Genomic DNA, 22,865 nt, shown 5'->3' on the forward strand with positions numbered 1-22,865 from the left:
CCGGACGACGTCGGCGGGCCGGCGCGCGCTCAGCGCGATCAGTCCTCGTCGAGCTCGGCGAGGACCTCGGGGGCGATGTCCACGTTCGAGAAGACGTTCTGGACGTCGTCGAGGTCCTCGAGGGCATCGGCCAGCTTCAGGAAGGTGCGGGCGCCCGACGCGTCCAGGTCCACCTTCATGGTGGGGACGAACTCGAGCTCGTCGGACTCGTACTCCACGCCCGCCTCGTCGAGGGCCTTGGCCACGGACTGCAGGTCGGAGGGGTCCGAGAGGATCTCGAAGGAGTCGCCGGAGACGACGACCTCCTCGGCGTCGGCGCCGCCCTCGAGCACGGCCTCGAGCAGGCCGTCCTCGGTGTTGCCCTCGGCGGGCAGGCGCACGAGGCCCTTGCGCTCGAAGAGGAAGGAGACGGAGCCGGAGTCGGCCATGGTGCCGCCGTTGCGGGTGACGGCCGCGCGCACGTCCGCGGCGGCGCGGTTCTTGTTGTCGGTCAGGCACTCGACCAGCAGCGCCGAGCCCTGGGGGCCGCGGACCTCGTACATGATCTCGGCGTAGTCGATGACCTCGCCGGTGAGGCCGGCGCCGCGCTTGACGGCGCGGTCGATGTTGTCGTTGGGCACCGAGGCCTTCTTGGCCTTGGACACGGCCAGGTCGAGGGCGGGGTTGCCGGCGACGTCGGGTCCGCCGGCACGTGCCGCGACCTCGATGTTCTTGATGTACTTCGCGAACGCCTTGGCGCGCCGCGCGTCGATGACGGCCTTCTTGTGCTTGGTGGTCGCCCACTTGGAATGTCCTGCCATCACGCCTCCTCAGGTCTGGATCTCGTCTGCTGGCTCGACCGCCCAGTCTAGCGACGCCCGGTGGGGTGGCGCGGATCACGGCTGACTACACTCGCGCCCATGACCCACACCTCCGCGCCCTCCGTCCTGCCCGCCGACCACCCGCTGGCGACCCCCTCCGACCTGCCCTACGGGCTGCCCGACTTCTCCGCCGTCTCCGACGCGCAGCTGGCCGAGGCCGTGCGCGCGGGGATGGCGGCCCAGCGCGCCGAGGTCGACCAGATCCTCGGGGCGGCCACGGCGCCGACCTTCGAGAACACCGTCCGTGCGCTCGAGCTGTCCGGCCAGCTGCTGCGCCGCTCCGCCGCGATGTTCTTCACGCTCGTCGGCTCGGACGGCACGGATGCGCGGCAGGCCCTGGCCGAGGAGCTCTCCCCCGAGCTCGCGGCCCACGAGGACGCGATCCTGCTGGACCCGCGGCTGGCGGCGCGCGTCGCTTCGATCGACGACGGCGGCCTCACGGGCGAGGACGCCCGCCTGCTGGAGACGCTGCGCCTGCGCCTCTCCCTGGCGGGGGCGGACCTGGACGAGGCCGCGCGCGAGGAGCTGCGCGGGATCAACACGGAGCTGGCGTCCCTCTCGGCCGCCTACACGCGCCGCCTCGTCGCGGACACCGCCGCCCGCGCCGTGCTCGTCACGGACCGCGAGCGCCTGGCCGGTCTGAGCGAGGACGACCTGGCCGCGGCGGCGGGGGCGGCCGCCGAGGCGGGGCACGGGGACGGGGACGCGGCGGCGGGCCCGTGGCTGCTGACGCTGTCCCTGTTCACGTCGCAGCCGTGGCTGGCGTCCCTGCAGGACGAGGGGATGCGGCGCGAGGTGTTCGAGGCGTCGACGGGCCGGGGCGGGTCCGGGGAGCACGAGACGCTGACGACGGCGATGGCGATGGTGCGGCTGCGGCTGCGCAAGGCGCGGCTGCTGGGGGCGCAGAGCTGGGCCGAGCAGGCGCTGAAGGACCGGGCGGCGCCGTCGACGGCGGCCGTGGAGGAGCTGCTGGCCGCGATGGCGCCGCGGGCGATGGCCAATGCGCGGGCGGACGCGGCGACGGCGGCGGCACACGCGGGCCGGGCGGACGCCGAGGTGGCCCCGTGGGACTGGCCGGCGCTGTCCGCGGGGTACGCGCGGGAGGAGTTCGCGGTGGACGCGGACGCCCTGCGCCCGTACTTCGAGCTGGACCGGGTGCTGACGGAGGGCGTGTTCGCGGCGGCGACCGCGCTGTACGGGCTCACGTTCGCCGAGCGCCCGGAGCTGGCGCGACACCTGTACCGCCCCGGGATCCGGGTGTTCGAGGTGACGGGTGAGGACGGTGCCGGGGTGGGTCTGTTCGTCGCGGACCTGTTCGCGCGGCCGACCAAGTCCGGCGGTGCCTGGATGCACACGGTGCGGGACAGGGCGGACGCCCTGGGCGAGCGCCCGGTGGTGTTCACCACGATGAATGTGCCGGCCCCGGCGGCGGGGCGTCCGGCCCTGCTGACGCTGGATGAGACCACGACGCTGTTCCACGAGTTCGGCCACGCCCTGCACGGGCTGCTGGCTCGGGGCGAGTACGCCTCGCTCACCGGGACGAACGTGCCGCGCGACGTCGTGGAATTCCCGTCGCAGGTCAATGAGGTGTGGCTGCGCGAGCCGTCCCTGCTGGCCGCGTATGCGCGGCACGTGGAGACGGGCGAGCCGCTGCCGGCCGGGACGCTGGAGCGGCTCGAGGCGGCGGACCTGTGGGGCGAGGGGCACCGCACGGTCGAGTACCTGGGTGCGACGCTCGTGGACTGGGCCTGGCACTCGCTGACGGAGGAGACGGTGGACGCCGCCACGGCCGACCCGGCCGCGTTCGAGCGCCGGGTGCTGACCGAGGCGGGCATCGACCCGGACCTGGTGCCCCCGCGCTACGGCACCGGCTACTTCAAGCACATCTTCGGCGGCGGCTACGCGGCCGGGTACTACTCCTACGTGTGGGCCGAGGTGCTGGACGCGGACGCCGTGGAGTGGTTCCGCGAGCACGGCGGGATGACGCGGGAGAACGGCCGCCGGTTCGCGGACGAGCTGCTCTCGCGGGGCGACACGCGTGACCTGCTGGAGTCCTACCGTGCGTTCCGCGGCCGGGACGCCGAGCTCGAGCCGCTGCTGCGCCGTCGGGGGCTGGCGGACGCCGCCGCCTGAGCGCGGTCAGCGCCCCCGGCCGCCGGGGCGGGGGGCGCTGAGCACGGCGCGCAGCCAGCCGCGCACGGCGGTGTCCCACTTGCGCGGGTCCACGTTCTGCTCCCGGGTGTGGCGGGCCTGGTGGAAGCGGACGAACCGCACGAGGTCCGGGTTGCGCTCGGCCAGGTCCTGCGAGGGGCCGACGGGCACGTACTCGTCGTCCTCGGAGTGCAGGATCAGCGTGGGCACACGCACGTGGTCGGCGCGGGTCACCCAGTCCAGGGCCTTGAGGTCCACGGGGGCGGCCAGGCCCGTGATGAACCGGCCGGCCCGGTTGGCCAGCAGCCACTGGCCGAGCAGGCCCACGGCTTCGGGGATCCGGTTGAGCCGGGCCTGGTGGCGCAGCACGTCCACCCAGTCGATGACGGGGCCCGTCAGGACCACGCCGCGCACGTGCGGGGCCAGCGGGGAGCGGTCCACGGTCTGCAGCACCACGGCCCCGCCCATGGACCAGCCGAAGAGGACGACGTCCCGGGCGCCGTGGTCGAGGGCGTAGCGGATGGCCGCCTCGACGTCCTCCCATTCGGTGGTGCCGAGCCCGTAGCGGGCGTCGGCGGCGTCCGGGGCGTCGCCGTCGTTGCGGTAGGAGATCAGCAGCGACGTCATGCCCAGGCGGCGGGCGGTCGGCACGGCGCGGATGCCCTCGTTGCGGCGCGCGCCGCGGCCGTGGACCATCACCGCCCACAGCCCCTCCGCGGGACGGGGTTCGCCGTCCTCGCTGGGGTCCGGCTCGATGCGCCATGCGCGGGCGTGGCCGCCGGGCACCGGCACCTGCACGTCCTCGGCGTCGAGCCCGGCGTCGGCGGGGGTCGGGTAGACGAAGCCGGTGAACCGGCCCCGGGTCGCCGTCGTCAGATCGCCGGAGAAGACCTCCTCGACCGCGCGCTGCACCGTGCCGTCCCGGGGGTCGAAGGAGGTGATCTCCCCGATGCGGGCGCATCCGGCGCCGTCGTCGAACGTGAGGGAGTACTGGCCGGGCACGGTGGTGTACTCGTCGGCCTGCAGGATCACGTCCTGCCCGGCGGGCGTGTCGACGACGGCGAGGATCGGCGTGGACTCGGCGTGGCGGCGCACGGGGGTCACCACGGTGCGGGCGAACACGCCTGCGAGCGCCGAGCTCGCCCCGGCCAGCACGAAGGCGGAGGCCGCGGCGACGCTGAGCACGGGCGGGGCCCAGCGGGCCACCGGGGAGGCCACGGCCACGCCGCCGCGCACCGATCCGGTGACTCCGCGGCGGACCAGGCGGCCCGCTCGGCGGACGCGGGAGTCGCGACCCCCGGCCCGCCGGGCTGCCACGGTGACGGCGGCGGCCAGGGCGGGCGGCAGGTCGGCGGGGTGGGGACGGGGACGGCGGGGTCGTGCGGCCATGCGCGCCATTGTCCTCCACGGGCGGGCGCGCCCGCCAATGCGACGCCGGTCGGGAACACGACGGCGCTCCGGACCGTTGCACCGGGCATGACCGAGACTCCCCACACCCCCCATGACGGCCCCACCCCCGACCCCGCGCGGGACGTCCCCGCTCCCGAGCAGACCCTGGCCGCCCCGGGCGGCGCCCGCCTGACGGACGAGGAGTGGGCCCGACGGCTCACGCCCGAGGAGTTCCAGGTGCTGCGCCGGGCCGGCACGGAACGGCCCTTCACGGGCGAGTACTGGGACTCGCACGTGAAGGGCGTGTACGCGTGCCGGGCGTGCGGATCCGAGCTGTTCCGCTCGGACGAGAAGTTCGACGCGCACTGCGGCTGGCCCTCGTTCTTCGCACCGCTCGCGGAGGACCGGGTGGAGTACCTGAAGGACACCACCCTGGGCATGGAGCGGATCGAGGTGCGGTGCGCGGCGTGCGGCTCCCACATGGGTCACGTCTTCGCGGGCGAGGGCTATGACACCCCCACGGACCTGCGCTACTGCATCAACTCGATCTCGCTGCGCCTGGCCCCCGCCGACGACGCGGCGGCCCCGGACGGGGCGCGCTGATCCGGTGCGGGAGCGCCGTGGCGTTCACGGCGCGCCCCCGCGGCCCGCTGGGCCCCGCAGCCTAGGCTGACGGGCATGAGCGTGATCGGGCCCCGTCGCCTCTCCGCCGCCCCCGGGGCGGTCGAGGCGCCCGTGCCGCCGGGGGTGTTCCGGCGTGCCCTGGCGGACCTGCGCGATGCGCGGCCACGGACCGAGGTGCGGCTGCGGGAGATCCCGGCACCCGAGGGGCAGGCGCCCTTCGCCGTCGCCCTCGCCGCCGACGTGTGCGACGGGCCGGGCGCGACCGGCGGCGTGCTGGCCACGGGGCGGTTCGTCCTCCTGCACGACCCGGCCCCGGACGCCCGGTGGCCGGGAGGCTTCCGGGCGGTGACCTGGATCCGTGCGAGCCTGGAACCGGACGTCGCACTGGACCAGCTGGCCGGCGCCGTCGCGTGGACGTGGCTCGTGGAGGCGCTCGAGCGCCGCCACGCCGAGCACTCCCACGCCGGCGGCACCGCGACGCGCAGCATCGCGGAGGGCTTCGGGACGCTCAGTGCGGCCCCGGACACCACCGACATCGAGCTGCGCGCCTCGTGGACCCCGGCCCCGCGGGACCTCGGCTCGCATCTCGAGGCGTGGTCGGACATGATCTGCGCGTTCGCCGGTCTGCCGCCCGAGCACGCCGCGGACGTCCACACGGCCGGCCCCTGACCGCGCGCCCGCGCCTCCGACACACCGGGCCCCGGCCCGTCCCCGCCCCGACCTCCCCGAACAGGAGCAGCATGACCGACGCCCCCGAGACGGCCGCCCCGGACGCGCCCCCGCGGCTGATCGCCACACCGGCCGGTGGAGTCCCCCGGCTCACCGACACCCGCGCGGGCCTGGAGGCCTGCGCCGCGGCGCTCGCCGCGGGGACCGGGCCCGTCGCCGTCGACGCGGAGCGCGCCTCCGGGATCCGGTACGGCCAGCGGGCTATGCTCGTCCAGCTCAAGCGCGAGGGCGCCGGCATCTGGCTCGTCGATCCCGAAGCCCTCGACGGGCTGGCCCCGCTGCAGGAGGCCCTCGCGGGCGTCGAGTGGATCCTGCACGCGGCCAGCCAGGACCTGCCCTGCCTGGCCGAGCAGGGGCTGCGCCCCGATCGGCTGTTCGACACCGAGCTCGCGGCCCGGGTGTCCGGCCTGCCGCGCGTCGGCCTGGCCGCGGTCCTGGAGGAGCTGCTGGGGGTCACCCTCGCCAAGGAGCATTCGGCCGCCGACTGGTCGGTGCGTCCGCTGCCCGAGGCGATGCTCACCTACGCGGCGCTCGACGTCGAGCTGCTCGTCCCGCTGCGCGAGGCCCTGATCGCGCGCCTCGAGGCCGACGGCAAGCTCGCGTGGGCCGAGCAGGAGTTCGAGCACGTGCGCACGGCCCCGCCGCCCACGCCGAAGAAGGACCCCTGGCGCGGCACCTCGGGCTCCCAGACGCTGCGCCGCCCCGTGCAGCGCGCGGTCCTCAAGCGCCTGTGGGAGGCCCGCGAGGACCTCGCCCGCCACCGCGACGTCGCCCCCGGCCGGCTCATCCCGGACCGGTCGATCGTCGCCGCCGCGGCCGCCCAGCCGCGCACCGTCCCCGCCCTGCGCCAGACCTCCGGCTTCCACGGCCGCGCCGCGAGCCGCGAGGCCCCGCGCTGGATCGCCGCGATCCGGGCCGGCGTCGAGGACGCCGAGCGGGACGACGCCCCCGCGGCGCAGATCCGCACCGGGGACGGCCCGCCCCCACCCCGGGCCTGGAAGGACCGGGACCCGGTGGCGGACCGCCGCCTGCGCACGGCCAAGGCCCGCGTCGCCCGACGGGCCGAGCAGCTGGGGATGCCCACCGAGAACCTCCTCACCCCGGACACCCTTCGGCGGATCTGCTGGACCCCGCCCGCCCCGATCACCCCCGAGACCGTCGACGCGTTCCTGACGGAGCGGGGCGCGCGCCCGTGGCAGGTGGAGAACGTCGGCGCGATCGTCACGGTCGCGCTCCTCGACCCCGATCCCGCCGGCGCCTGAGCCCCCGACGCGGCCGGCCGGATCGGTCCGTCGCGTCGCGTCGACGCCGAGGCTACTCGCCGGTAGTGTGACCCGCATGACATCCGTTTCTCTTGCTTCCTTCGACCACCTGCCCGCCCTGGCCCCGGATGAGGTCGTCACCACCGTCACCGTGACCGACCACGCCCTGCCCGATGGCGCGGGCACGCTCGCGCTGCTCACGCTGGACAACGGGCAGGGACCCCGCCGGCCCGCCACCCTGGGCCCGGCCACGCTCCTCGGCCTCGGCCGGGTGCTCGACGAGCAGGCCGCCCGGGCCGCCGCGGGCGCGATCCAGGCCCTGGCCGTGACCGGTGTGGAGGGGACCTTCGCGGCCGGGGCGGACCTGTCCCTGATCGCGGGCCTCACCGACGACGTCGGCCGCGACCTGGCCCTGCTCGGCCACGCCGTCTACGACCGGCTCGCGGCCCTCGAGATCCCCACGGTCGCGCTCGTGAACGGCCTCGCCCTCGGCGGCGGCCTCGAGCTGGCCCTGGCCGCCGGACACCGCGTGGTGGCCGCCGATGCGAAGGGCTTCGGCCTGCCCGAGGTCCGGCTCGGCCTGATCCCCGGCTGGTCCGGCGTGTGGCGCGTGCCCCATCTGATCGGCCCGGAGGCCGCCGTCGACGTCGTGCTGAAGAACCCCCTCGACGACAACCGCATGCTCGACGCCCGCGCGGCGCACGGGCTCGGCCTGATGGACCGGATCGTGGAGGGGGACCTCCTCGACGCGGGCCTCGAGCTCGCCGCCGCCCTGGTCGCCGGGGACGAGTCCGTGGCGGCCGAACTGGCCGCCCACCGCGACCGCGACGTGTCCGACGCCGCCTGGGACCGCGCCCTGGCGGCGCTGGAGCGGCTGCAGGCCGCTCGCCCCGGACGCCACCTGCCGGCGCGCCGTCACCTGGAGGACCTGTTCACCGGCGCCCGCACGCGCACCCGCGCCGAGTCCGCCCAGGCCGAGGCGGACGCCCTCGGGACGCTGCTGCACTCCCCCGAGTTCCGGCGCACCGTGTACGCGTTCCTCGGCCTCGTCCAGGGCCGCGCCAAGCGCCCCGCCGGCGACCCGGGCCGCGAGCTCGCCCGCGAGGTCCGCAAGGTCGGCATCGTCGGTGCGGGCCTGATGGCCGGCCAGCTCGCCCTCGTCTTCGCCCGGCACCTGCGGGTGCCCGTCGTGATGACGGACATCGACGCCGAGCGTGTCGAGCGCGGCCTGGCGGGCGTGCGCGCGCAGGTCGAGAAGATGGTCTCCCGTGGACGGCTCTCCGCCGAGGACGGCGAGGCCCTGGCCGGGTTGATCACCGCGGACACGGACAAGGCGGTGTACGCGGACGCCGACATCGTCATCGAGGCCGTCTTCGAGGAGCTCGAGGTCAAGCGCACCGTCTTCCGCGAGCTCGAGGGCATCGTGCGTGAGGACGCCATCCTGATGACCAACACCTCGAGCCTGTCCGTGGCCGCCATGGCCGAGGTCCTCGAGCATCCCGAGCGCCTCGTGGGCTTCCACTTCTTCAACCCGGTGGCGGTCATGCCGCTCGTGGAGATCGTGCGGACCGAGGCGACGACGGACGAGGTCGTGGCCACCGCGTTCGAACTGACCCGCCGGCTCCGCAAGACCGGCGTGCTCGTCCACGACGCCACCGCGTTCGTGGTCAACCGCGTCCTGCTGCGCATGATGGGCGAGGTGCAGAACTCCTTCGACGAGGGCACCGACGCGCACGAGGCCGACCACGCGCTGGACCCGCTGGCCCTGCCGATGACGCCGTTCACCCTCCTGGCCATGGTCGGCATCCCCGTGGCCCAGCACGTGTCCGAGTCCCTCTCCGCGTCCTTCGGCGCGGAGCGCTTCCCGGTCTCGGCGAACCTGCAGCGCCTGATCGACGCCGGCAAGACCGCGATCTGGGCCAAGGACGTCCGCCCCGACCGGCGCGACGAGGAGGCCGCCGGCGCGACCGGCGAGCAGATCCCGGAGGCGACCGCGGCCCTGCTGGAGCAGGGCTCGACCCCGCAGACCTCCGAGGAGCTGCTGCGCCGGGTCGAGGACGCGCTGGCCGAGGAGATCGGCCTGCTCCTGGACGAGCGCGTCGTCGCGGCCCCCGAGGACGTGGACCTGTGCATGATCCTCGGCGCCAACTGGCCCCTGCACCTGGGCGGCATCACGCCGTACCTGGACGACTGCGGGGCCGCCGAGCGGGTGAACGGGCGGCGCTTCCACCCGGCCGCGCAGGCCTGACCGGCCCCGGCCGGGCCGTCCGCGACGGCCCGGCCCACGGCTCAGGCGATCGGCAGCCCGGCGAACGTCACCACGTGCGCGTCGAGCCCGGCGGTCGCCGCGGCCTGGTCGGCCACGGGGGTCGAGGCGGTGCCCCCGCCCCAGTCGGAGGCGACCACGGCGCCCTCGCGCACGAGGTGCGCCCCCAGCTCCACGCCGTCCGCGACGACGGCCACCCGCACGTCCGACCCGCCCGCGTCCGCCGGGCGCAGCTCGGCGCGGGGCACGCGCAGCCCGCCCTGCAGGGGCGAGGCCTCCTCGAGCCGGTCCACGGCGAGCGGGCCTTCGGCGGCCACCCGCGCGAGGAGGAGGTACTCCGCGTACGAGGGCAGCACCGCGGCGTCGATGCCGGCCCGCTCACGGTCGATGCGCACCCGCTGGGCTCCGGCGGAGTCCTCGTGGGTCGTCCATGCCCAGCCGTCCCCGTCGGGCGTGAAGCCGACCTGCGTCTGGGCGAGGTAGCGCTCGGGCAGTCCACCGCGGGCGGCGCGCTGGGCGGGCGTGGGGGCGAAGCCCATGCGGGTGGTCAGCACGCCGTCCTCCAGCACCCGGTGCAGGAAGCCGACGTGCACGTCGTCGAGGGTCACGGCCTCCCACCGCTCGAAGGGAGTGAGGTCGAAACGGGCGGCGCCGGTGGGGCGCGGGGCGGGGTGGGTCACGGCGGTGCTCCTGGGGCTCGGGGGTCCGTCCCCCCGATCCTCGCACCCGTCGGGCCCGGTCGCATCCGCCCTCGCCACGGGCGATAATGGGTCGATGACCACGCAGGACTCCCCCCTCACCCCGAACTCCTCCCGGTCCGGCTGCTGCGACGACCACGCCCGCCCGGACACCTCCCGCCGCACCGTCCTGGGCCGCGGCGCCGCCGTCGCCGCCGCGGGTGCCGGCACACTCGCGCTGGCCGGCTGCACGGACCGGCTGCGTGAGAAGGACACCGCGCAGGACCACTACACCGGCTCCGACGCCGTCGACGCGCTGCCCGCCGCCGAGCTGCCCGTGGGCGCCTCCCGGGAGGTGCAGGTGCAGGGTAGGACGCTGATGATGCATCGCGTGGACGAGACCACGGTGACCGCCTTCACCAACGTGTGCACGCATCAGGGCTGCCTGCTCCAGGTCGTGGACCGGCAGGAGGGCCCGGCCTACGCCTGCCCCTGCCACGGCTCGCACTTCGACGTCACCTCGGGGAAGCCGTTCGGCGGCCCGGCCCGCAAGGCCCTCATGGACTACGACGCGGCCGTCGTCGACGACCGCATCGTCGTCAAGCTCTGAGCCCGGCTCATTCCTCCGGCGCGCCGTAGCGCCGGCGCGGGGGCACCACGACGGCGGAGCGGTCGTTGGGGTCCCACGCCGGCTGCTCGCGCCGCCGCGCCGGGTAGTAGCGGTGCCGCCACCAGAACCAGATGAGCGCCCCCAGCACCGGCAGCAGCAGCATGAGGCCGACCCACGGCAGGCGCGCCCGGGCGTCCAGGGGGCTGCGGCCCAGCGAGACGAAGCCGGCCACCCACAGCGCACCGGCCACGACGGACACGGTCCAGCCCAGGGCGGCCTCCCCCGGCGTCGGCACGAGCGGGGTCGCGGCGGCCGCGCCGGTCAGCGCGCCGGCCATCAGAAGAGCGCGACCTTCTCCGGGCCCGGGAACAGGGCGTCCAGCTCGGCCAGGTCCTCCGCGGTGGCGAGCCAGTCGGCCGCCGCCGCGTTCTCCACGACCTGCTCGGCACGGGTGGCGCCGGCGATCACGGAGGACACCGGTCCCTGCGCCGCCAGCCACCCGATCGCGGCCTGGACCTCGGTGATCCCCCGCTCCCGGGCGAACCGGCCGAACGCGGCCAGCTGCTCCAGGTCGGCGTCGGCCACCATGTGCTGGCGCACGTGGGACAGGCGCGAGCCCTCGGGGGCGTCGCCCTGCGAGTACTTGCCCGTGAGCAGCCCGTTGGCCAGCGGGAAGTACGGCAGGACGCCGAGCCCGAACTCGGCCGCCGCCGGGACCACCTCGAGCTCGGCCCGGCGGTCCAGCAGGTTGTAGTGGTTCTGCGCGGACACGAAGCGCTCCACGCCCAGCTCGCGGGCCACGTACTCGGCCTGGGCGATCTGCCACCCGGCCCGGTTCGAGTGGCCCACGTAGCGGACCTTGCCGGCGCGCACGAGGTCGTCGAGCGCGCGGAGGGTCTCCTCGATGGGCGTGGCCGGGTCCGGGGTGTGGAACTGGTAGAGGTCGATCCAGTCGGTGCCGAGGCGGCGCAGGGAGTCCTCGACGGCGCGCACGATGTACCGGCGGGAGCCCCGCGCGCCGCCGTCGTCGCCGGCGACACCGCCCATGTCCATGCCGAACTTGGTGCCGATCACCACCTCGTCGCGGCGGGCGCCCAGGGCGCGGCCGAGCCGCTCCTCGGACAGGCCGGGCTCGGCGCCGTAGACGTCGGCGACGTCGAAGAAGGTGATGCCGGCGTCGAGCGCGGCGTGGACGACGGCGTCGGTGCCGGCCTGCTCCAGCGTGGCGGTGCCGGGGCGGCCGAGGTTGTTGCAGCCCAGGCCGACGACGGAGACGGTCAGCCCGGAGCGGCCGAGACGGGTGTGGCGCACGGGTCAGCCCTCCTGCTCTGCGGTGCGGACGTCCACCTTGTTCGGCTGCACGCCGTCGGCGCGCTTGGCGGCCGCCGGGATCTCGGCGGCGGCCTTGCGGGCGTGGGGGGTCCGGACGCGCAGCACGAGGGCACCGGCCTCCTCGACGACGTCCTCGACCTCGCCAAGACCGCGCCAGGCCAGCTGGTGGGTCACCTCGACGCGCAGCCGTTCCACGGTGCGCCGCTCGATCACCGTGGCCTCCCGGCCGCGGAGCCGGTAGGCCACCGGCAGCACGGCGAAGGTCGCGGGGTCCGCCTCGGCGAAGCCCTCCTCCGCGCCCTGCGCCACGAACGCGGCCAGCAGCTGATCACCCTCGGCCTGGTCGGCCAGGGGCTGCTCCCCGACGGTGCCGGGCTGGCCGACCCGGCCGTGGTGGACCACGAACTCCCCGGCCTCCGCGTCGGCCCATGCCTCGCGGTACTCGAAGAGCCGGGCGCCGTCGTCGCCGACGCGATCACGGTACAGCCGGACGATGCTCATGCCTGCTCCTGGTGGTGGGGGGCGGCCGCGTCCTCGGGGACGGGCCGGGCGTACGGGACCTTGGCGCCGAGGACCTGGGCGACGGTGTCCTGGGTGATGCGCTGCGCGGTGAGGCCCACGCGGGCCAGCACCTGCTCGCGGCTGCCGTGGGCGAGGAACTCGACCGGCAGGCCGACCTCGTTCAGGGCGGTGTCCACGCCGGCCGCGCGCATCTCCTGCCGGATCCGCGAGCCGACGCCGCCGGCCCGCACCCCGTCCTCGAGGCACACGACGATCCGGTGGCGGGCGGCCGTGTCGATCACGGACCGGGCCACGGGCAGGACCCACCGCGGGTCGATCACCGTGGCGCTGATGCCGTGCCGCTCGAGCCGTTCGGCGACGTCGAGGCCGAGCTCGGCCATCGCGCCCACCGCCACGATCAGCACGTCCCGCTCGGCGCCGTCGCGTCCGCCGGCCTCGCCGCGCCGGGCGAGCACGTCCGTGCCGTCCGACAGCCGCTCCAGGGCGCGCACCGGCTCGCCGACCGAGCCCTTCGCGAACCGCACCACGGTGGGCGCGTCCTCGACGGCGACGGCCTCGCGCAGCTCCTCCCGGAGCGTGTCCGCGTCGCGGGGCGCGGAGATCCGCAGCCCCGGGACCGACTGCAGCAGGGCCAGGTCCCACATGCCGTGGTGGCTCGGGCCGTCCGGCCCGGTGACGCCCGCGCGGTCCAGCACGAACGTCACGCCCGCACGGTGCAGGCCCACGTCCATGAGCACCTGGTCGTAGGCGCGGTTGAGGAAGGTCGCGTAGACGGCCACCACGGGGTGCAGGCCGCCGAAGGCCATGCCGGCGGCCGACGTGACCGCGTGCTGCTCGGCGATGCCGACGTCGAACACCCGGTCCGGGTGGGCCAGCGCCATCGGGGCCAGGCCCACGGGGTTCTGCATGGCGGCGGTGATGGCCACGACGTCCGGCCGCTCGTCCGCGATCGCGACCATCTCTTCGCCGAACACGGAGGTCCAGGACTGGGCCGTCGACGAGGTGATGGGCTCGCCCGTGGAGGGGTCGATCACGCCGATCGCGTGGAACTGGTCCGCCTCGTGCGCGACCGCCGGCGGATAGCCGTGCCCCTTCTCGGTCATCGCGTGGACGATCACGGGCCCGCCGTACGCCCGCGCGTCCTCGAGGGCCTCCTCCATGGCGATGAGGTCGTGACCGTCCACCGGGCCGATGTACTTCATGCCCAGGTCCTCGAACAGGCCCTGCGGCGCCCAGAGGTCCTTGAGGCCCTTCTTCGCCGCGTGCAGTGGCCGGTACACCAGCTCCCCCGCGAGGCCAGCCTCCTGGAGGCGGCGCTTGAGGTAGTCGAGGGTCTGCTCGTAGCGGTGGTGGGTGCGCACCTTGTCCAGCACCCCGCGGCGCAGTCCGCCCAGGTGCTCGGCGACGCCGCCCACGGTGGGCGCGTACGAGCGGCCGTTGTCGTTGACGACGATCACCACGCGCCGGTCCCGGCCGGCGGCGATGTTGTTGACGGCCTCCCAGGCCATGCCCCCCGTGAGCGCACCGTCGCCGATCACGGCCACCACGGTGCGGTCCCCCTGCCCGGTCTGCGCCCAGGCCCGCGCGATGCCGTCCGCCCAGGAGAGCGAGCTGGAGGCGTGCGAGGACTCCACCACGTCGTGCTCGGACTCGGTGCGGTCGCCGTAGCCGGACAGACCCCCCTCCTGGCGGAGCGTCGTGAAGTCCTGGCGTCCGGTGAGCAGCTTGTGCACGTACGACTGGTGGCCCGTGTCGAAGATGACCGCGTCCTTGGGCGACTCGAACACGCGGTGCACGGCCAGCGTCAGCTCGACGACGCCCAGGTTCGGTCCGAGGTGGCCGCCCGTCTTGGAGACGTGGGCGATCAGGTAGGCGCGGATCTCCGCCGCCAGCGCGGTCAACTGGTCCTCCGTGAGGGCCGACAGGTCCGCCGGGCGGGCGATCTGCGGCAGCAGCGGGGCGCCGGGGCTCGTGGGGGGCAGATGTTCCATGGTGCGACCAGCCTACTCCGCGGCTCCGCACCCGGGCGGGACGCGGGCGGCGGCCCGCGCGGGCGGGCCCCGTGGATCAGGCCTTCGCGGCGATCTGACGGAGCACGTACTGAGACATGCTTCGCTCTGCCTGGCGATAGTCGCACAGCTTCCGTCGGCTCTCAGGATCCCTGTCTCGATGGGACGCCCGACGATGCAACCGGACAAGACCAATTTCTCTTGGGTGATCGGCGGTACTGGGATCGTCTTCTCACCACGGTGATGTTCACGAGACGACGCAGCTGATCCCGTCACGACGGCGAGCGAGGTGAGCCCGTCCGTTCGGGCCTCGATTCCATCTGCGACCAGAGCCGCCGAGCCGATGTTCTCCATCGCAGCCTCAGCGCTGCCACCCCGGGTCGATTGGATCTTGGCCGGGCGATTCCACGCCCGCCGATCGACATCGACTTGATACCCGGGAGGGGTATAGCGTTGACTGGACCAGAACGAACAGGAGACTTCATGCGCAAGCACCTCATGACCACCGTCGCCGCAGGAGTGCTCGGAGGAGCGCTCGTGTTCACCGGCTGCAGCACCGGCGGCGGCCAGGACCAAGGGACCCCCTCGACGACCAGCCAGCACGAGGGCCACGGCAGCAGCTCTGACAGCGGCGGGATGGAGCATCCGATGGACGGCGGCCCCGCCCCCGAGGGCATCGAGACGGCTGCGTCGCCCACATACCCGGTCGGCACCGAGGTCACGCTCACCGCCGACCACATGGAGGGCATGGACGGTGCGAACGCGACGATCGCCGGCGCGTACGACACGTACACCTATGCGGTGGACTTCACGCCGTCCGCAGGCGGGGAGCCGGTCAAGGATCACAAGTGGGTCGTCCAGCAGGAGATCAAGGACGCCGGAGATGAACGTCTGGCCGACGGCACCGAGGTCACTCTCGAGGCCGAACACATGGAAGGCATGAAGGGCGCGAAGGCGACCATCGCCTCCTCCACCGAGGAGACCGTCTACATGGTCGATTACGAGTCCGACGGCATGACGATGACCAACCACAAGTGGGTCGTCGAGAGCGAGCTCAAGCCGGCCTCCTGAGCCGATCGCCGCGGGCGCGCTGAAGGTCCGCGGCGAAATACGACCCGATCGAAGGAAAGATCGGGGAATGACGAGGGGAAGCGAAGAGCATGACGGACCCGACCACGCATCACCATGACCACGCCGGCGTCGCGACCACCGAGTCCGGCCACCGTGACGACTCGCGCGCCGAGAACGAAGACCACACCATGGAACACGGTGACCACGCCGGGCACGGTCATCACGGCGGTGGTCACGCGGGCCACGGCGACCACGTCGGCCAGTTCCGGCGGCTGTTCTGGATCAACCTGATCATCGCCATCCCGGTGGTCGCGTTCTCCCCCATGTTCGCCATGCTCCTGGGCTACTCGGTCCCCAGCTGGGCGGGCTGGGTCGCCGCAGTCCTCGGCTCCGTCATGTACGCCTGGGGCGGCACCCCGTTCCTCACCGGTGCTGTCAGCGAGCTGAAAAGCCGCCAGCCGGGGATGATGCTGCTCATCGCGCTCGGCATCACCGTAGCGTTCCTCGCCTCCTGGGCCGCCACTGTCGGTCTCGTCCACCCCGAGCTCGAGTTCTGGTGGGAGTTGGCGCTGCTGATCGTCATCATGCTGCTGGGCCACTGGATCGAGATGCGCTCACTGGCCCAGACCACCTCGGCGTTGGACTCCCTCGCCGCGCTGCTCCCTGACGAGGCTGAGCGTATAGAGGGAGACGACGTCGTCAAGGTCGACCCGGCAGAGCTGCGCGTCGGCGACGTCGTCATCGTCCGGCCTGGCGGCAGCGTCCCCGCCGACGGCACCATCGTCGACGGCCGCGCCGACATGGACGAGTCCATGATCACCGGCGAATCACACCCCGTCGCCCGCGGCGAGGGCGAGAACGTCACCGCCGGCACCGTGGCCACCGACTCCGGCCTGCGCGTAGAGATCACCGCCACCGGCGACGACACGGCTCTGGCGGGCATCAACAGGCTCGTCGCCGAGGCGCAGGGCTCATCCTCCCGTGCCCAGCGCATCGCCGACCGGGCTGCGGCCCTGCTGTTCTGGTTCGCCCTCGGAGCTGCGCTGATCACCGCCGTCGTCTGGACGCTCTTCGGGCTCCCCGACGACGCGGTCGTTCGCACCATCACTGTCCTCGTCATCGCCTGCCCCCATGCGCTGGGTCTGGCGATCCCTCTGGTCGTGTCCATCGCCACCGAGCGCGCCGCCCGCGGCGGCGTCCTGATCAAGGACCGCCTCGCCCTGGAGTCCATGCGCCAGGTCGACGCGGTGCTCTTCGACAAGACCGGCACCCTGACCAAGGGCGAGCCCACCGTCACCGGCGTGGAGCCGACCGGCGGCCTGAATGCCGAACAGCTCCTCGCCCTGGCCGCCTCCGCCGAGGCCGACAGTGAGCACCCCCTCGCCCGGTCCATCGTCACCGCCGCCAAGGAGAAGGGCCTCGCCGTCGAACCGGCCAGCGGGTTCACCTCCTCCCCGGCGGTCGGCGTCACCGCGACGGTGGCCGACCATGAGATCCGCGTCGGCGGACCCCGTCTGCTCGAGGAGACCGGCCAGGACGAGATCGGTGTCGCCGACGAATGGCGGGCAGAGGGTGCGATCATCCTGCACGTCCTCCGCGACGGCAAGGTCATCGGCGGTCTCAAGCTCGCCGACGAGGTTCGCCCAGAGTCCCGCGACGCCGTCGATGCGCTCCATCAGCTCGGCGTCGAGGTCGTCATGATCACCGGCGACGCGGAAGCCGTGGCGAACGAGGTGGGAAGAGAGCTCGGCATCGACCGGGTCTTCGCCGGCGTCCGCCCCGAGGACAAATCCGCCAAGGTCGACCAGCTGCAGAAGGAGGGCAAGAAGGTCGCCATGGTCGGCGACGGCGTCAACGACGCCCCTGCCCTGGCCCAGGCCGACGTCGGCATCGCCATCGGGGCCGGCACCGACGTCGCCATCGCCTCTGCAGGTGTCATCCTCGCCAGCTCCGACCCGCGTAGCGTCCTCTCGGTCATCCAGCTCTCCCGTGCCGCATACCGTAAAATGAGGCAAAACCTGTGGTGGGCCGCAGGGTACAACTTGCTCTCTGTGCCGCTCGCGGCTGGCGTGCTCGCACCCGTCGGCTTCGTCATGCCGATGTCAGTAGGCGCGATCCTGATGTCGATCTCCACCGTCGTCGTCGCGCTCAACGCCCAGCTGCTGCGTCGCATCGACCTCGCCCCAGATGCCAGCACCCGCTCCGTCCTGGAGCACCAGAAGTGAAGGACGCACTCGTGACCACTGAAACTGCAGCCGATGAGACCGGTGCCGACACCGGAGCCCATCGGCACGGCTACATCAGTGACAAGGACCGTTACCGCAACCGCATGAAGCGCATCGAAGGCCAAGCCCGCGGCATCACGAAGATGATCGACGACGAAAAGTACTGCATCGACATCCTCACCCAGGTCTCGGCCCTCACCCGCGCCCTGCAGGGAGTGGCGACCGGTCTGCTCGATGACCACCTCAAGCACTGCGTGCTCGACGCCGCCAAGAAAGGCGATGAAGACGCGGCCATCGCCAAGATCCAGGAGGCCACCGACGCCATCAATCGCCTCGTGCGCTCCTGACACCATCCGATTTCGTCAACACAGGGTGCCTCGGACCGGTGGGCCCCAGATCAGGACAAGGCTCTTGATGTCTCCGGGCAGGCGTGCTTTGCACGTCGTCGCGCCCTTGGCACCGGCGAACTCGGGATGCCTTCTGTCTAACCTGACGACATGAACACGTTCACCTGAGAAAAGAGTTGGGCATGCCACTTGCCATTGTTGCTCCGATCCAGTCCTCCAGGAGCCGCCTGAGGATCTGCGCGGCCTTGACCGGTCTGGCGACCAGCGCCGTCCTCCTGCTCAGCGGCTGTGCTGATGCGGGACCGTCCGCTGATGCAGGATCCGATCACTCACTGGTGGTCGAGCACAATCTAGACGGATTGAATGCTCGCGAGATCATCAAGCGCCTCGACTCAACGAAGGTGACAGATCGCTCGTCTGAATTCATCGCGTCGATTGAACCGGACCAGCTTGTACTGACCGACGACCAGAACAATCAGACCACCCTGCCGATGCCAGAAGACGAATTCTACGTCTCTATCGCCCCGTATCGCAGCCAGACTCACGAATGCTACTTCCACAGCCTCACGACCTGCACCGGCGAACTCGCCAATACTGACGTCCACGTCACCGTGGTCGAGGCGACGTCCGGGGAGACCCTCCTCGATGAAACGCTGACGACGTACGACAACGGATTCGTCGGGGTCTGGCTGCCGCGTGGAATTGACGCTACTCTCACTGTCTCAGCTGAAGGCCGCACCGCGAAAAAGGCCATCTCGACCCGCCCCGACGACCCCACCTGCTTGACCGGTCTTCAGCTGGTTTAAGGCCCAGGTCTCATGCTCCTCTGCAGCGCCGACAGATCAGGCGTCGAGACGTCCCATCCTTGGACTCCCACAGGGTCTCGGCGTCCCGATGTGAGGATTCGCCCGAGAGCCGGCTTCAGAGTCATCGCAGGGCATCACCAGACCGGGCTGAAGCCTCGTCGACCAATATCAACCAGTGCCAACTGAAGAGCACTACATCGCTCACTCTGTTTCACGATGTGCATTTCGGGGGATCCTCTCTGTCCAGGTCCTCACGCTCATACCTGCCGGTGCTGAGCCTCGCCGAGCTTCTCGAGCACTTGACCTGGATCGTCGATCAGTTCGAACACGCCACTCGGGCGTGTCCGACAATGCCGTCGACCACGCGAGCACAGCATTCAGGACCACGGCAGCCCAGTACACGATCGCGTACTCGTCGTACCTGCTCGCCAGGCCCGGCCATTGCTTCAGGTGCGCGTCCTGGCGCTCGATCACGTTCCGGCCCGTGTAAGCCTCCGAGTCCAGGCCCACGGGTCGGCCGCCGGCCGAGCCGCGGCGTCTGCGGTGGCCCTGCTGGTCAGCCGGTTGGGGAGAACGGCCTTGATGCCACCGGCGCGCAGATGGGTGCCGATCGCCCGCGATGAGTACGCCCTCTCGCCCAGCACCGTCGACCAGCTGATGGGTCTTCGTGCTCAGCCCGCTCCGTGAGCGCCCGAGGCCGTGATCGGCGGGCTCTTCACGCGGATTCCTTGTCGTTCGATCCAGCCCCTCTGAGCCGGGTGGTGTTCCTCGCGTGCTGATGGGCGCGGGCGATCGTGGAGTCGACCGAGACCGACCAATCGATCAGGATTTCGGCATCCGCTGCAGGTGGTCCGTGTTGCCAGCACCGTGTCCCAGGTGCCCTCTTCGGCCATGCGGCCGTGCCAGGTCCACACTACTCAGCCAGGGCCCGGAGACCTCGGGCAGGTCCCGCCACGGGATCGAAGCACCTGTCCCGGTGGATGATGGCTTCGACCCTCGTGCGGTCATCGGCGAACGGCCGCCCCTGCCGGCCCGTGCAGGCGGGGAGCATCTGGAACCGGGACGTGTCTTCGAGGGCGCCAGCCGACCCTGGATTCATTGTCAGACACGCCCTAGGCCCGTCTGGCCCGAGGGTGAGCCGGACTCTGAACTGGGGGATGAAGAGCGGTCGTGCACCGGGGTCGGCCCCAGCGGCCACGACGACGGCGGCCCGCCGCCCTCCGTGCGGAGGGCGGCGGGCCGCCGTCGTCGTGGTGCCCGCGCGCGGGCGGTGTCCCGTGGATCAGGCCTTCGCGGCGATCTGACGGAGCACGTACTGCAGGATGCCGCCGTTGCGGTAGTACTCGGCCTCACCGGGGGTGTCGATGCGGACGACCGCGTCGAACTCGGTGACCCTGCCGTCCTCACCGGTGGCCGTGACCTTCACGGTCTTCGGCGTGGTGCCCTCGTTGAGGGCGGTGATGCCGGAGATGTCGAAGGTCTCGGTGCCGGTCAGGCCCAGCGAGTCGGCGTTCTCACCCTCCGGGAACTGCAGCGGCAGCACGCCCATGCCGATGAGGTTCGAGCGGTGGATGCGCTCGAAGGACTCCGTGATCACGGCCTTGACGCCCAGGAGCGCGGTGCCCTTGGCCGCCCAGTCACGGGAGGAGCCGGAGCCGTACTCCTTGCCGCCCAGGACCACCAGCGGGGTGCCCTGCTCGGCGTAGTTCTGCGCCGCGTCGTACACGTAGGCCTGCGGGGCGCCCTCCTGGGTGAAGTCGCGCGTGAAGCCGCCCTCCACGCCGTCGAGCAGCTGGTTCTTGATGCGGATGTTCGCGAACGTGCCGCGGATCATGACCTCGTGGTTGCCACGACGGGATCCGTAGGAGTTGAAGTCCTTGCGCTGCACGCCGTTCTCCAGCAGGTAGCGGCCCGCCGGGGTGTCCGACTTGAAGGAGCCGGCCGGGGAGATGTGGTCCGTGGTCACGGAGTCACCCAGCTTGAGCAGGACGCGGGCGCCGGAGATGTCCGACACCGGGTCCGGCTGCATGGTCATGCCCTCGAAGTACGGGGGCTTGCGCACGTAGGTGGACTTCTCGTCCCACTCGAAGGTGGAGCCCGAGGGGGTCTCCAGGGACTGCCAGCGCTCGTCGCCGTCGAAGATCGTGGCGTACTGCGAGGTGAACATCTCGGTGTCGATCGACGCGTCGATGATCTGCTGGACCTCGGTCGGGTCCGGCCAGATGTCCTTGAGGAAGACGTCGTTGCCCTCCGTGTCCTGGCCCAGGGCCTCGTTCTCGAAGTCGAAGTCCATGGTGCCGGCCAGGGCGTAGGCGACCACCAGCGGCGGGGAGGCCAGGTAGTTCATCTTCACGTCCGGGTTGATGCGGCCCTCGAAGTTGCGGTTGCCGGAGAGCACCGCGGTCACGGACAGGTCGTTCTCCTGGATGGCCTCGGAGATCTCGGACTCCAGCGGGCCGGAGTTGCCGATGCAGGTGGTGCAGCCGTAGCCGACCACGTTGAAGCCGAGGTCGTTGAGGGACTCGCGCAGCCCGGACTTCTCGTAGTAGTCGGTCACCACGCGGGAGCCCGGGGCCACGGAGGTCTTCACCCACGGCTTGGACTTCAGGCCCTTGGCGACCGCGTTGCGGGCCAGCACGCCGGCCGCCATCATCACGGAGGGGTTTGACGTGTTGGTGCACGAGGTGATCGAGGCGATGGACACGGCACCGTGGTCCAGCTGGAACTGGCGGCCGTCCGGCATGGCCACGTCCACGAGCTTGGACGGGCGGCCCTCGCCGGCCTCGTCCTGCGTGGCGTAGTTGTGCAGGTCCTTGCGGAACTGGTCCTTGGAGTCGGTGAGCTCGATGCGGTCCTGGGGACGCTTCGGGCCGGAGATGGAGGGCACCACGGTGGACAGGTCCAGCTCGAGGTACTCGGAGTAGGCGACCTCGGAGGACGGGTCGTGCCACATCCCCTGCTCCTTGGTGTACGCCTCCACGAGGGCGACCTGCTCCTCGGAGCGGCCGGTCAGGCGCAGGTAGTCGAGGGTGACCTCGTCGATCGGGAAGATCGCGGCGGTGGAGCCGAACTCGGGCGACATGTTGCCGATGGTGGCGCGGTTGGCCAGGGGCACGGAGCCGACGCCCTCGCCGTAGAACTCGACGAACTTGCCGACCACGCCGTGCTGGCGGAGCATCTCGGTGATGGTCAGCACCACGTCGGTCGCGGTGGCGCCGGACGGGATGCTGCCGGTCAGCTTGAAGCCCACGACCCGCGGGATCAGCATGGACACGGGCTGGCCGAGCATCGCGGCCTCGGCCTCGATGCCGCCGACGCCCCAGCCGAGCACGCCCAGGCCGTTGACCATGGTGGTGTGCGAGTCGGTGCCGACGCAGGAGTCCGGGTAGGCGCGCAGCACGCCGTCGACCTCGCGGGTCATCACGGTGCGGGCCAGGTTCTCGATGTTGACCTGGTGGACGATGCCCATGCCCGGGGGGACGACCTTGAAGTCGTCGAAGGCGGTCTGGCCCCAGCGCAGGAACTTGTAGCGCTCGCCGTTGCGCTCGTACTCGATCTCCATGTTCCGCTCGATGGCGGCGTCGTTGCCGAAGGAGTCGATCTGCACGGAGTGGTCGATCACGAGCTCGGCCGGGGAGAGCGGGTTCACGCGCTCCGGGTCGCCGCCCAGGTCCTGGATGGCCTCACGCATGGTGGCCAGGTCCACGACGCAGGGCACGCCGGTGAAGTCCTGCATGATCACGCGCGCCGGCGTGAACTGGATCTCGGTGTCCGGCTGGGCGTTCGGGTCCCAGGCGGCCAGGGCCTTGATCTGGTCGGCGGTCACGTTGGCGCCGTCCTCGGTGCGCAGCAGGTTCTCCAGCAGCACCTTCAAGGAGTAGGGCAGCTTCTGCGCCCCCTCGACCTTGTTCAGACGGAAAATCTCATACTCGGCGCCCTTGACGTCCAGGACGCCCTTGGAGCCGAAGCTGTCGACGGTGGTCAC

18 protein-coding genes and 1 pseudogene are annotated in these 22,865 nt (G+C 72.3%); 10 read left to right on the top strand and 9 right to left on the bottom strand.

Annotated features, from left to right (window positions below; all coding sequences use genetic code 11):
- Window positions 1-38: 38 nt before the first annotated feature.
- Window positions 39-800: a YebC/PmpR family DNA-binding transcriptional regulator gene (locus tag AC3RJ9_RS06120; RefSeq protein WP_036317934.1), complete on the bottom strand. Its 762-nt coding sequence runs from the start codon at window positions 798-800 to the stop codon at window positions 39-41.
- 99 nt (window positions 801-899) lie between these two features.
- Between AC3RJ9_RS06120 and AC3RJ9_RS06125 the strand changes: the two genes are divergently transcribed.
- The gene (locus AC3RJ9_RS06125; RefSeq protein ID WP_134416477.1) at window positions 900-2,993 is read left to right on the top strand and encodes a M3 family metallopeptidase; all 2,094 of its coding nucleotides are present in this window, start codon (window positions 900-902) and stop codon (window positions 2,991-2,993) included.
- A gap of 6 nt (window positions 2,994-2,999) precedes the next feature.
- Here AC3RJ9_RS06125 and AC3RJ9_RS06130 read toward each other — a convergent pair whose 3' ends face one another.
- A complete protein-coding gene (locus AC3RJ9_RS06130; RefSeq protein WP_123244396.1) occupies window positions 3,000-4,400 on the bottom strand; it encodes an alpha/beta hydrolase family protein in 1,401 nt (466 codons plus the stop codon).
- Between the two features lie 87 nt (window positions 4,401-4,487).
- On the opposite strand from AC3RJ9_RS06130, the gene msrB reads away from it, so the two are divergent.
- From msrB to AC3RJ9_RS06150, 4 genes are all read left to right on the top strand, one after another.
- A complete protein-coding gene (gene msrB / locus AC3RJ9_RS06135) occupies window positions 4,488-5,003 on the top strand; it encodes a peptide-methionine (R)-S-oxide reductase MsrB (protein WP_020627848.1) in 516 nt (171 codons plus the stop codon).
- A gap of 75 nt (window positions 5,004-5,078) precedes the next feature.
- Entirely contained in the window at window positions 5,079-5,693 is a 615-nt protein-coding gene (locus tag AC3RJ9_RS06140) for a DUF3000 domain-containing protein (RefSeq protein WP_020627849.1), read from the top strand.
- A 71-nt stretch (window positions 5,694-5,764) separates the two neighbouring features.
- On the top strand, window positions 5,765-7,015 hold the full coding sequence (locus tag AC3RJ9_RS06145; RefSeq protein ID WP_036382839.1) for a ribonuclease D: 1,251 nt from the start codon (window positions 5,765-5,767) through the stop codon (window positions 7,013-7,015).
- A 76-nt stretch (window positions 7,016-7,091) separates the two neighbouring features.
- Window positions 7,092-9,263 carry a 3-hydroxyacyl-CoA dehydrogenase NAD-binding domain-containing protein gene (locus tag AC3RJ9_RS06150; RefSeq protein ID WP_036317899.1) on the top strand — a complete coding sequence of 724 codons (2,172 nt, stop codon included), beginning with the start codon at window positions 7,092-7,094 and terminating at the stop codon, window positions 9,261-9,263.
- 41 nt (window positions 9,264-9,304) lie between these two features.
- Here the strand turns inward: AC3RJ9_RS06150 and AC3RJ9_RS06155 are convergent, their stop codons facing one another.
- Window positions 9,305-9,961 carry a hypothetical protein gene (locus AC3RJ9_RS06155; RefSeq protein ID WP_036382836.1) on the bottom strand — a complete coding sequence of 219 codons (657 nt, stop codon included), beginning with the start codon at window positions 9,959-9,961 and terminating at the stop codon, window positions 9,305-9,307.
- A 94-nt stretch (window positions 9,962-10,055) separates the two neighbouring features.
- On the opposite strand from AC3RJ9_RS06155, the gene AC3RJ9_RS06160 reads away from it, so the two are divergent.
- Entirely contained in the window at window positions 10,056-10,568 is a 513-nt protein-coding gene (locus tag AC3RJ9_RS06160) for a Rieske (2Fe-2S) protein (RefSeq protein WP_020627853.1), read from the top strand.
- A 7-nt stretch (window positions 10,569-10,575) separates the two neighbouring features.
- On the opposite strand, the gene AC3RJ9_RS06165 is transcribed toward AC3RJ9_RS06160, so the two are convergent.
- Genes AC3RJ9_RS06165 through dxs form a run of 4 tightly spaced genes read right to left on the bottom strand, consistent with a single transcriptional unit; the run spans window position 10,576 to window position 14,413 of the window.
- Complete coding sequence (locus tag AC3RJ9_RS06165) at window positions 10,576-10,905, bottom strand: PLD nuclease N-terminal domain-containing protein (protein WP_020627854.1); 330 nt, start codon at window positions 10,903-10,905, stop codon at window positions 10,576-10,578.
- Window positions 10,905-11,879 (bottom strand): aldo/keto reductase, encoded by a 975-nt coding sequence (locus AC3RJ9_RS06170; protein ID WP_020627855.1) that lies wholly within the window; start codon window positions 11,877-11,879, stop codon window positions 10,905-10,907. Before AC3RJ9_RS06170 ends, AC3RJ9_RS06165 begins: the two co-directional genes overlap by 1 nt.
- 3 nt (window positions 11,880-11,882) lie before the next feature.
- Window positions 11,883-12,401, bottom strand: a complete 519-nt coding sequence (locus AC3RJ9_RS06175) for a hypothetical protein (protein WP_044659996.1) — start codon at window positions 12,399-12,401, stop codon at window positions 11,883-11,885.
- Complete coding sequence (dxs, locus tag AC3RJ9_RS06180) at window positions 12,398-14,413, bottom strand: 1-deoxy-D-xylulose-5-phosphate synthase (RefSeq protein ID WP_044659995.1); 2,016 nt, start codon at window positions 14,411-14,413, stop codon at window positions 12,398-12,400. The genes AC3RJ9_RS06175 and dxs overlap by 4 nt, the downstream gene beginning before the upstream one ends.
- A 501-nt stretch (window positions 14,414-14,914) precedes the next feature.
- Between dxs and AC3RJ9_RS06185 the strand changes: the two genes are divergently transcribed.
- The 4 genes from AC3RJ9_RS06185 to AC3RJ9_RS06200 all read left to right on the top strand — a co-directional run bounded on the left by AC3RJ9_RS06185 (window position 14,915) and on the right by AC3RJ9_RS06200 (window position 18,880).
- The gene (locus AC3RJ9_RS06185; RefSeq protein ID WP_036382830.1) at window positions 14,915-15,502 is read left to right on the top strand and encodes a YdhK family protein; all 588 of its coding nucleotides are present in this window, start codon (window positions 14,915-14,917) and stop codon (window positions 15,500-15,502) included.
- An 89-nt stretch (window positions 15,503-15,591) separates the two neighbouring features.
- Window positions 15,592-17,727: a heavy metal translocating P-type ATPase gene (locus AC3RJ9_RS06190; protein ID WP_036382829.1), complete on the top strand. Its 2,136-nt coding sequence runs from the start codon at window positions 15,592-15,594 to the stop codon at window positions 17,725-17,727.
- An 11-nt stretch (window positions 17,728-17,738) separates the two neighbouring features.
- The gene (locus AC3RJ9_RS06195; RefSeq protein ID WP_270618289.1) at window positions 17,739-18,074 is read left to right on the top strand and encodes a metal-sensitive transcriptional regulator; all 336 of its coding nucleotides are present in this window, start codon (window positions 17,739-17,741) and stop codon (window positions 18,072-18,074) included.
- 182 nt (window positions 18,075-18,256) lie between these two features.
- On the top strand, window positions 18,257-18,880 hold the full coding sequence (locus AC3RJ9_RS06200; protein WP_044659994.1) for a CueP family metal-binding protein: 624 nt from the start codon (window positions 18,257-18,259) through the stop codon (window positions 18,878-18,880).
- A gap of 336 nt (window positions 18,881-19,216) precedes the next feature.
- Here the strand turns inward: AC3RJ9_RS06200 and AC3RJ9_RS06205 are convergent.
- Window positions 19,217-19,979: pseudogene (locus AC3RJ9_RS06205) on the bottom strand (transposase); the annotation flags it as partial.
- A gap of 183 nt (window positions 19,980-20,162) precedes the next feature.
- Complete coding sequence (acnA, locus tag AC3RJ9_RS06210) at window positions 20,163-22,865, bottom strand: aconitate hydratase AcnA (RefSeq protein ID WP_020625084.1); 2,703 nt, start codon at window positions 22,863-22,865, stop codon at window positions 20,163-20,165.

This window comes from Micrococcus sp. 63XJN7_6_ISO-PGPR-S23-444 (assembly GCF_058072765.1).

Coding starts and splice junctions, on each gene's coding strand:
- AC3RJ9_RS06175 (WP_044659996.1), bottom strand. CDS start 12,401: ATGAGCATCGTCCGGCTGTACCGTGATCGCGTCGGCGACGACGGCGCC.
- AC3RJ9_RS06160 (WP_020627853.1), top strand. CDS start 10,056: ATGACCACGCAGGACTCCCCCCTCACCCCGAACTCCTCCCGGTCCGGC.
- msrB (WP_020627848.1), top strand. CDS start 4,488: ATGACCGAGACTCCCCACACCCCCCATGACGGCCCCACCCCCGACCCC.
- AC3RJ9_RS06120 (WP_036317934.1), bottom strand. CDS start 800: ATGGCAGGACATTCCAAGTGGGCGACCACCAAGCACAAGAAGGCCGTC.
- dxs (WP_044659995.1), bottom strand. CDS start 14,413: ATGGAACATCTGCCCCCCACGAGCCCCGGCGCCCCGCTGCTGCCGCAG.
- AC3RJ9_RS06185 (WP_036382830.1), top strand. CDS start 14,915: ATGCGCAAGCACCTCATGACCACCGTCGCCGCAGGAGTGCTCGGAGGA.
- AC3RJ9_RS06140 (WP_020627849.1), top strand. CDS start 5,079: ATGAGCGTGATCGGGCCCCGTCGCCTCTCCGCCGCCCCCGGGGCGGTC.
- AC3RJ9_RS06165 (WP_020627854.1), bottom strand. CDS start 10,905: ATGGCCGGCGCGCTGACCGGCGCGGCCGCCGCGACCCCGCTCGTGCCG.
- AC3RJ9_RS06145 (WP_036382839.1), top strand. CDS start 5,765: ATGACCGACGCCCCCGAGACGGCCGCCCCGGACGCGCCCCCGCGGCTG.
- AC3RJ9_RS06200 (WP_044659994.1), top strand. CDS start 18,257: ATGCCACTTGCCATTGTTGCTCCGATCCAGTCCTCCAGGAGCCGCCTG.
- AC3RJ9_RS06190 (WP_036382829.1), top strand. CDS start 15,592: ATGACGGACCCGACCACGCATCACCATGACCACGCCGGCGTCGCGACC.
- AC3RJ9_RS06150 (WP_036317899.1), top strand. CDS start 7,092: ATGACATCCGTTTCTCTTGCTTCCTTCGACCACCTGCCCGCCCTGGCC.
- AC3RJ9_RS06125 (WP_134416477.1), top strand. CDS start 900: ATGACCCACACCTCCGCGCCCTCCGTCCTGCCCGCCGACCACCCGCTG.
- AC3RJ9_RS06130 (WP_123244396.1), bottom strand. CDS start 4,400: ATGGCCGCACGACCCCGCCGTCCCCGTCCCCACCCCGCCGACCTGCCG.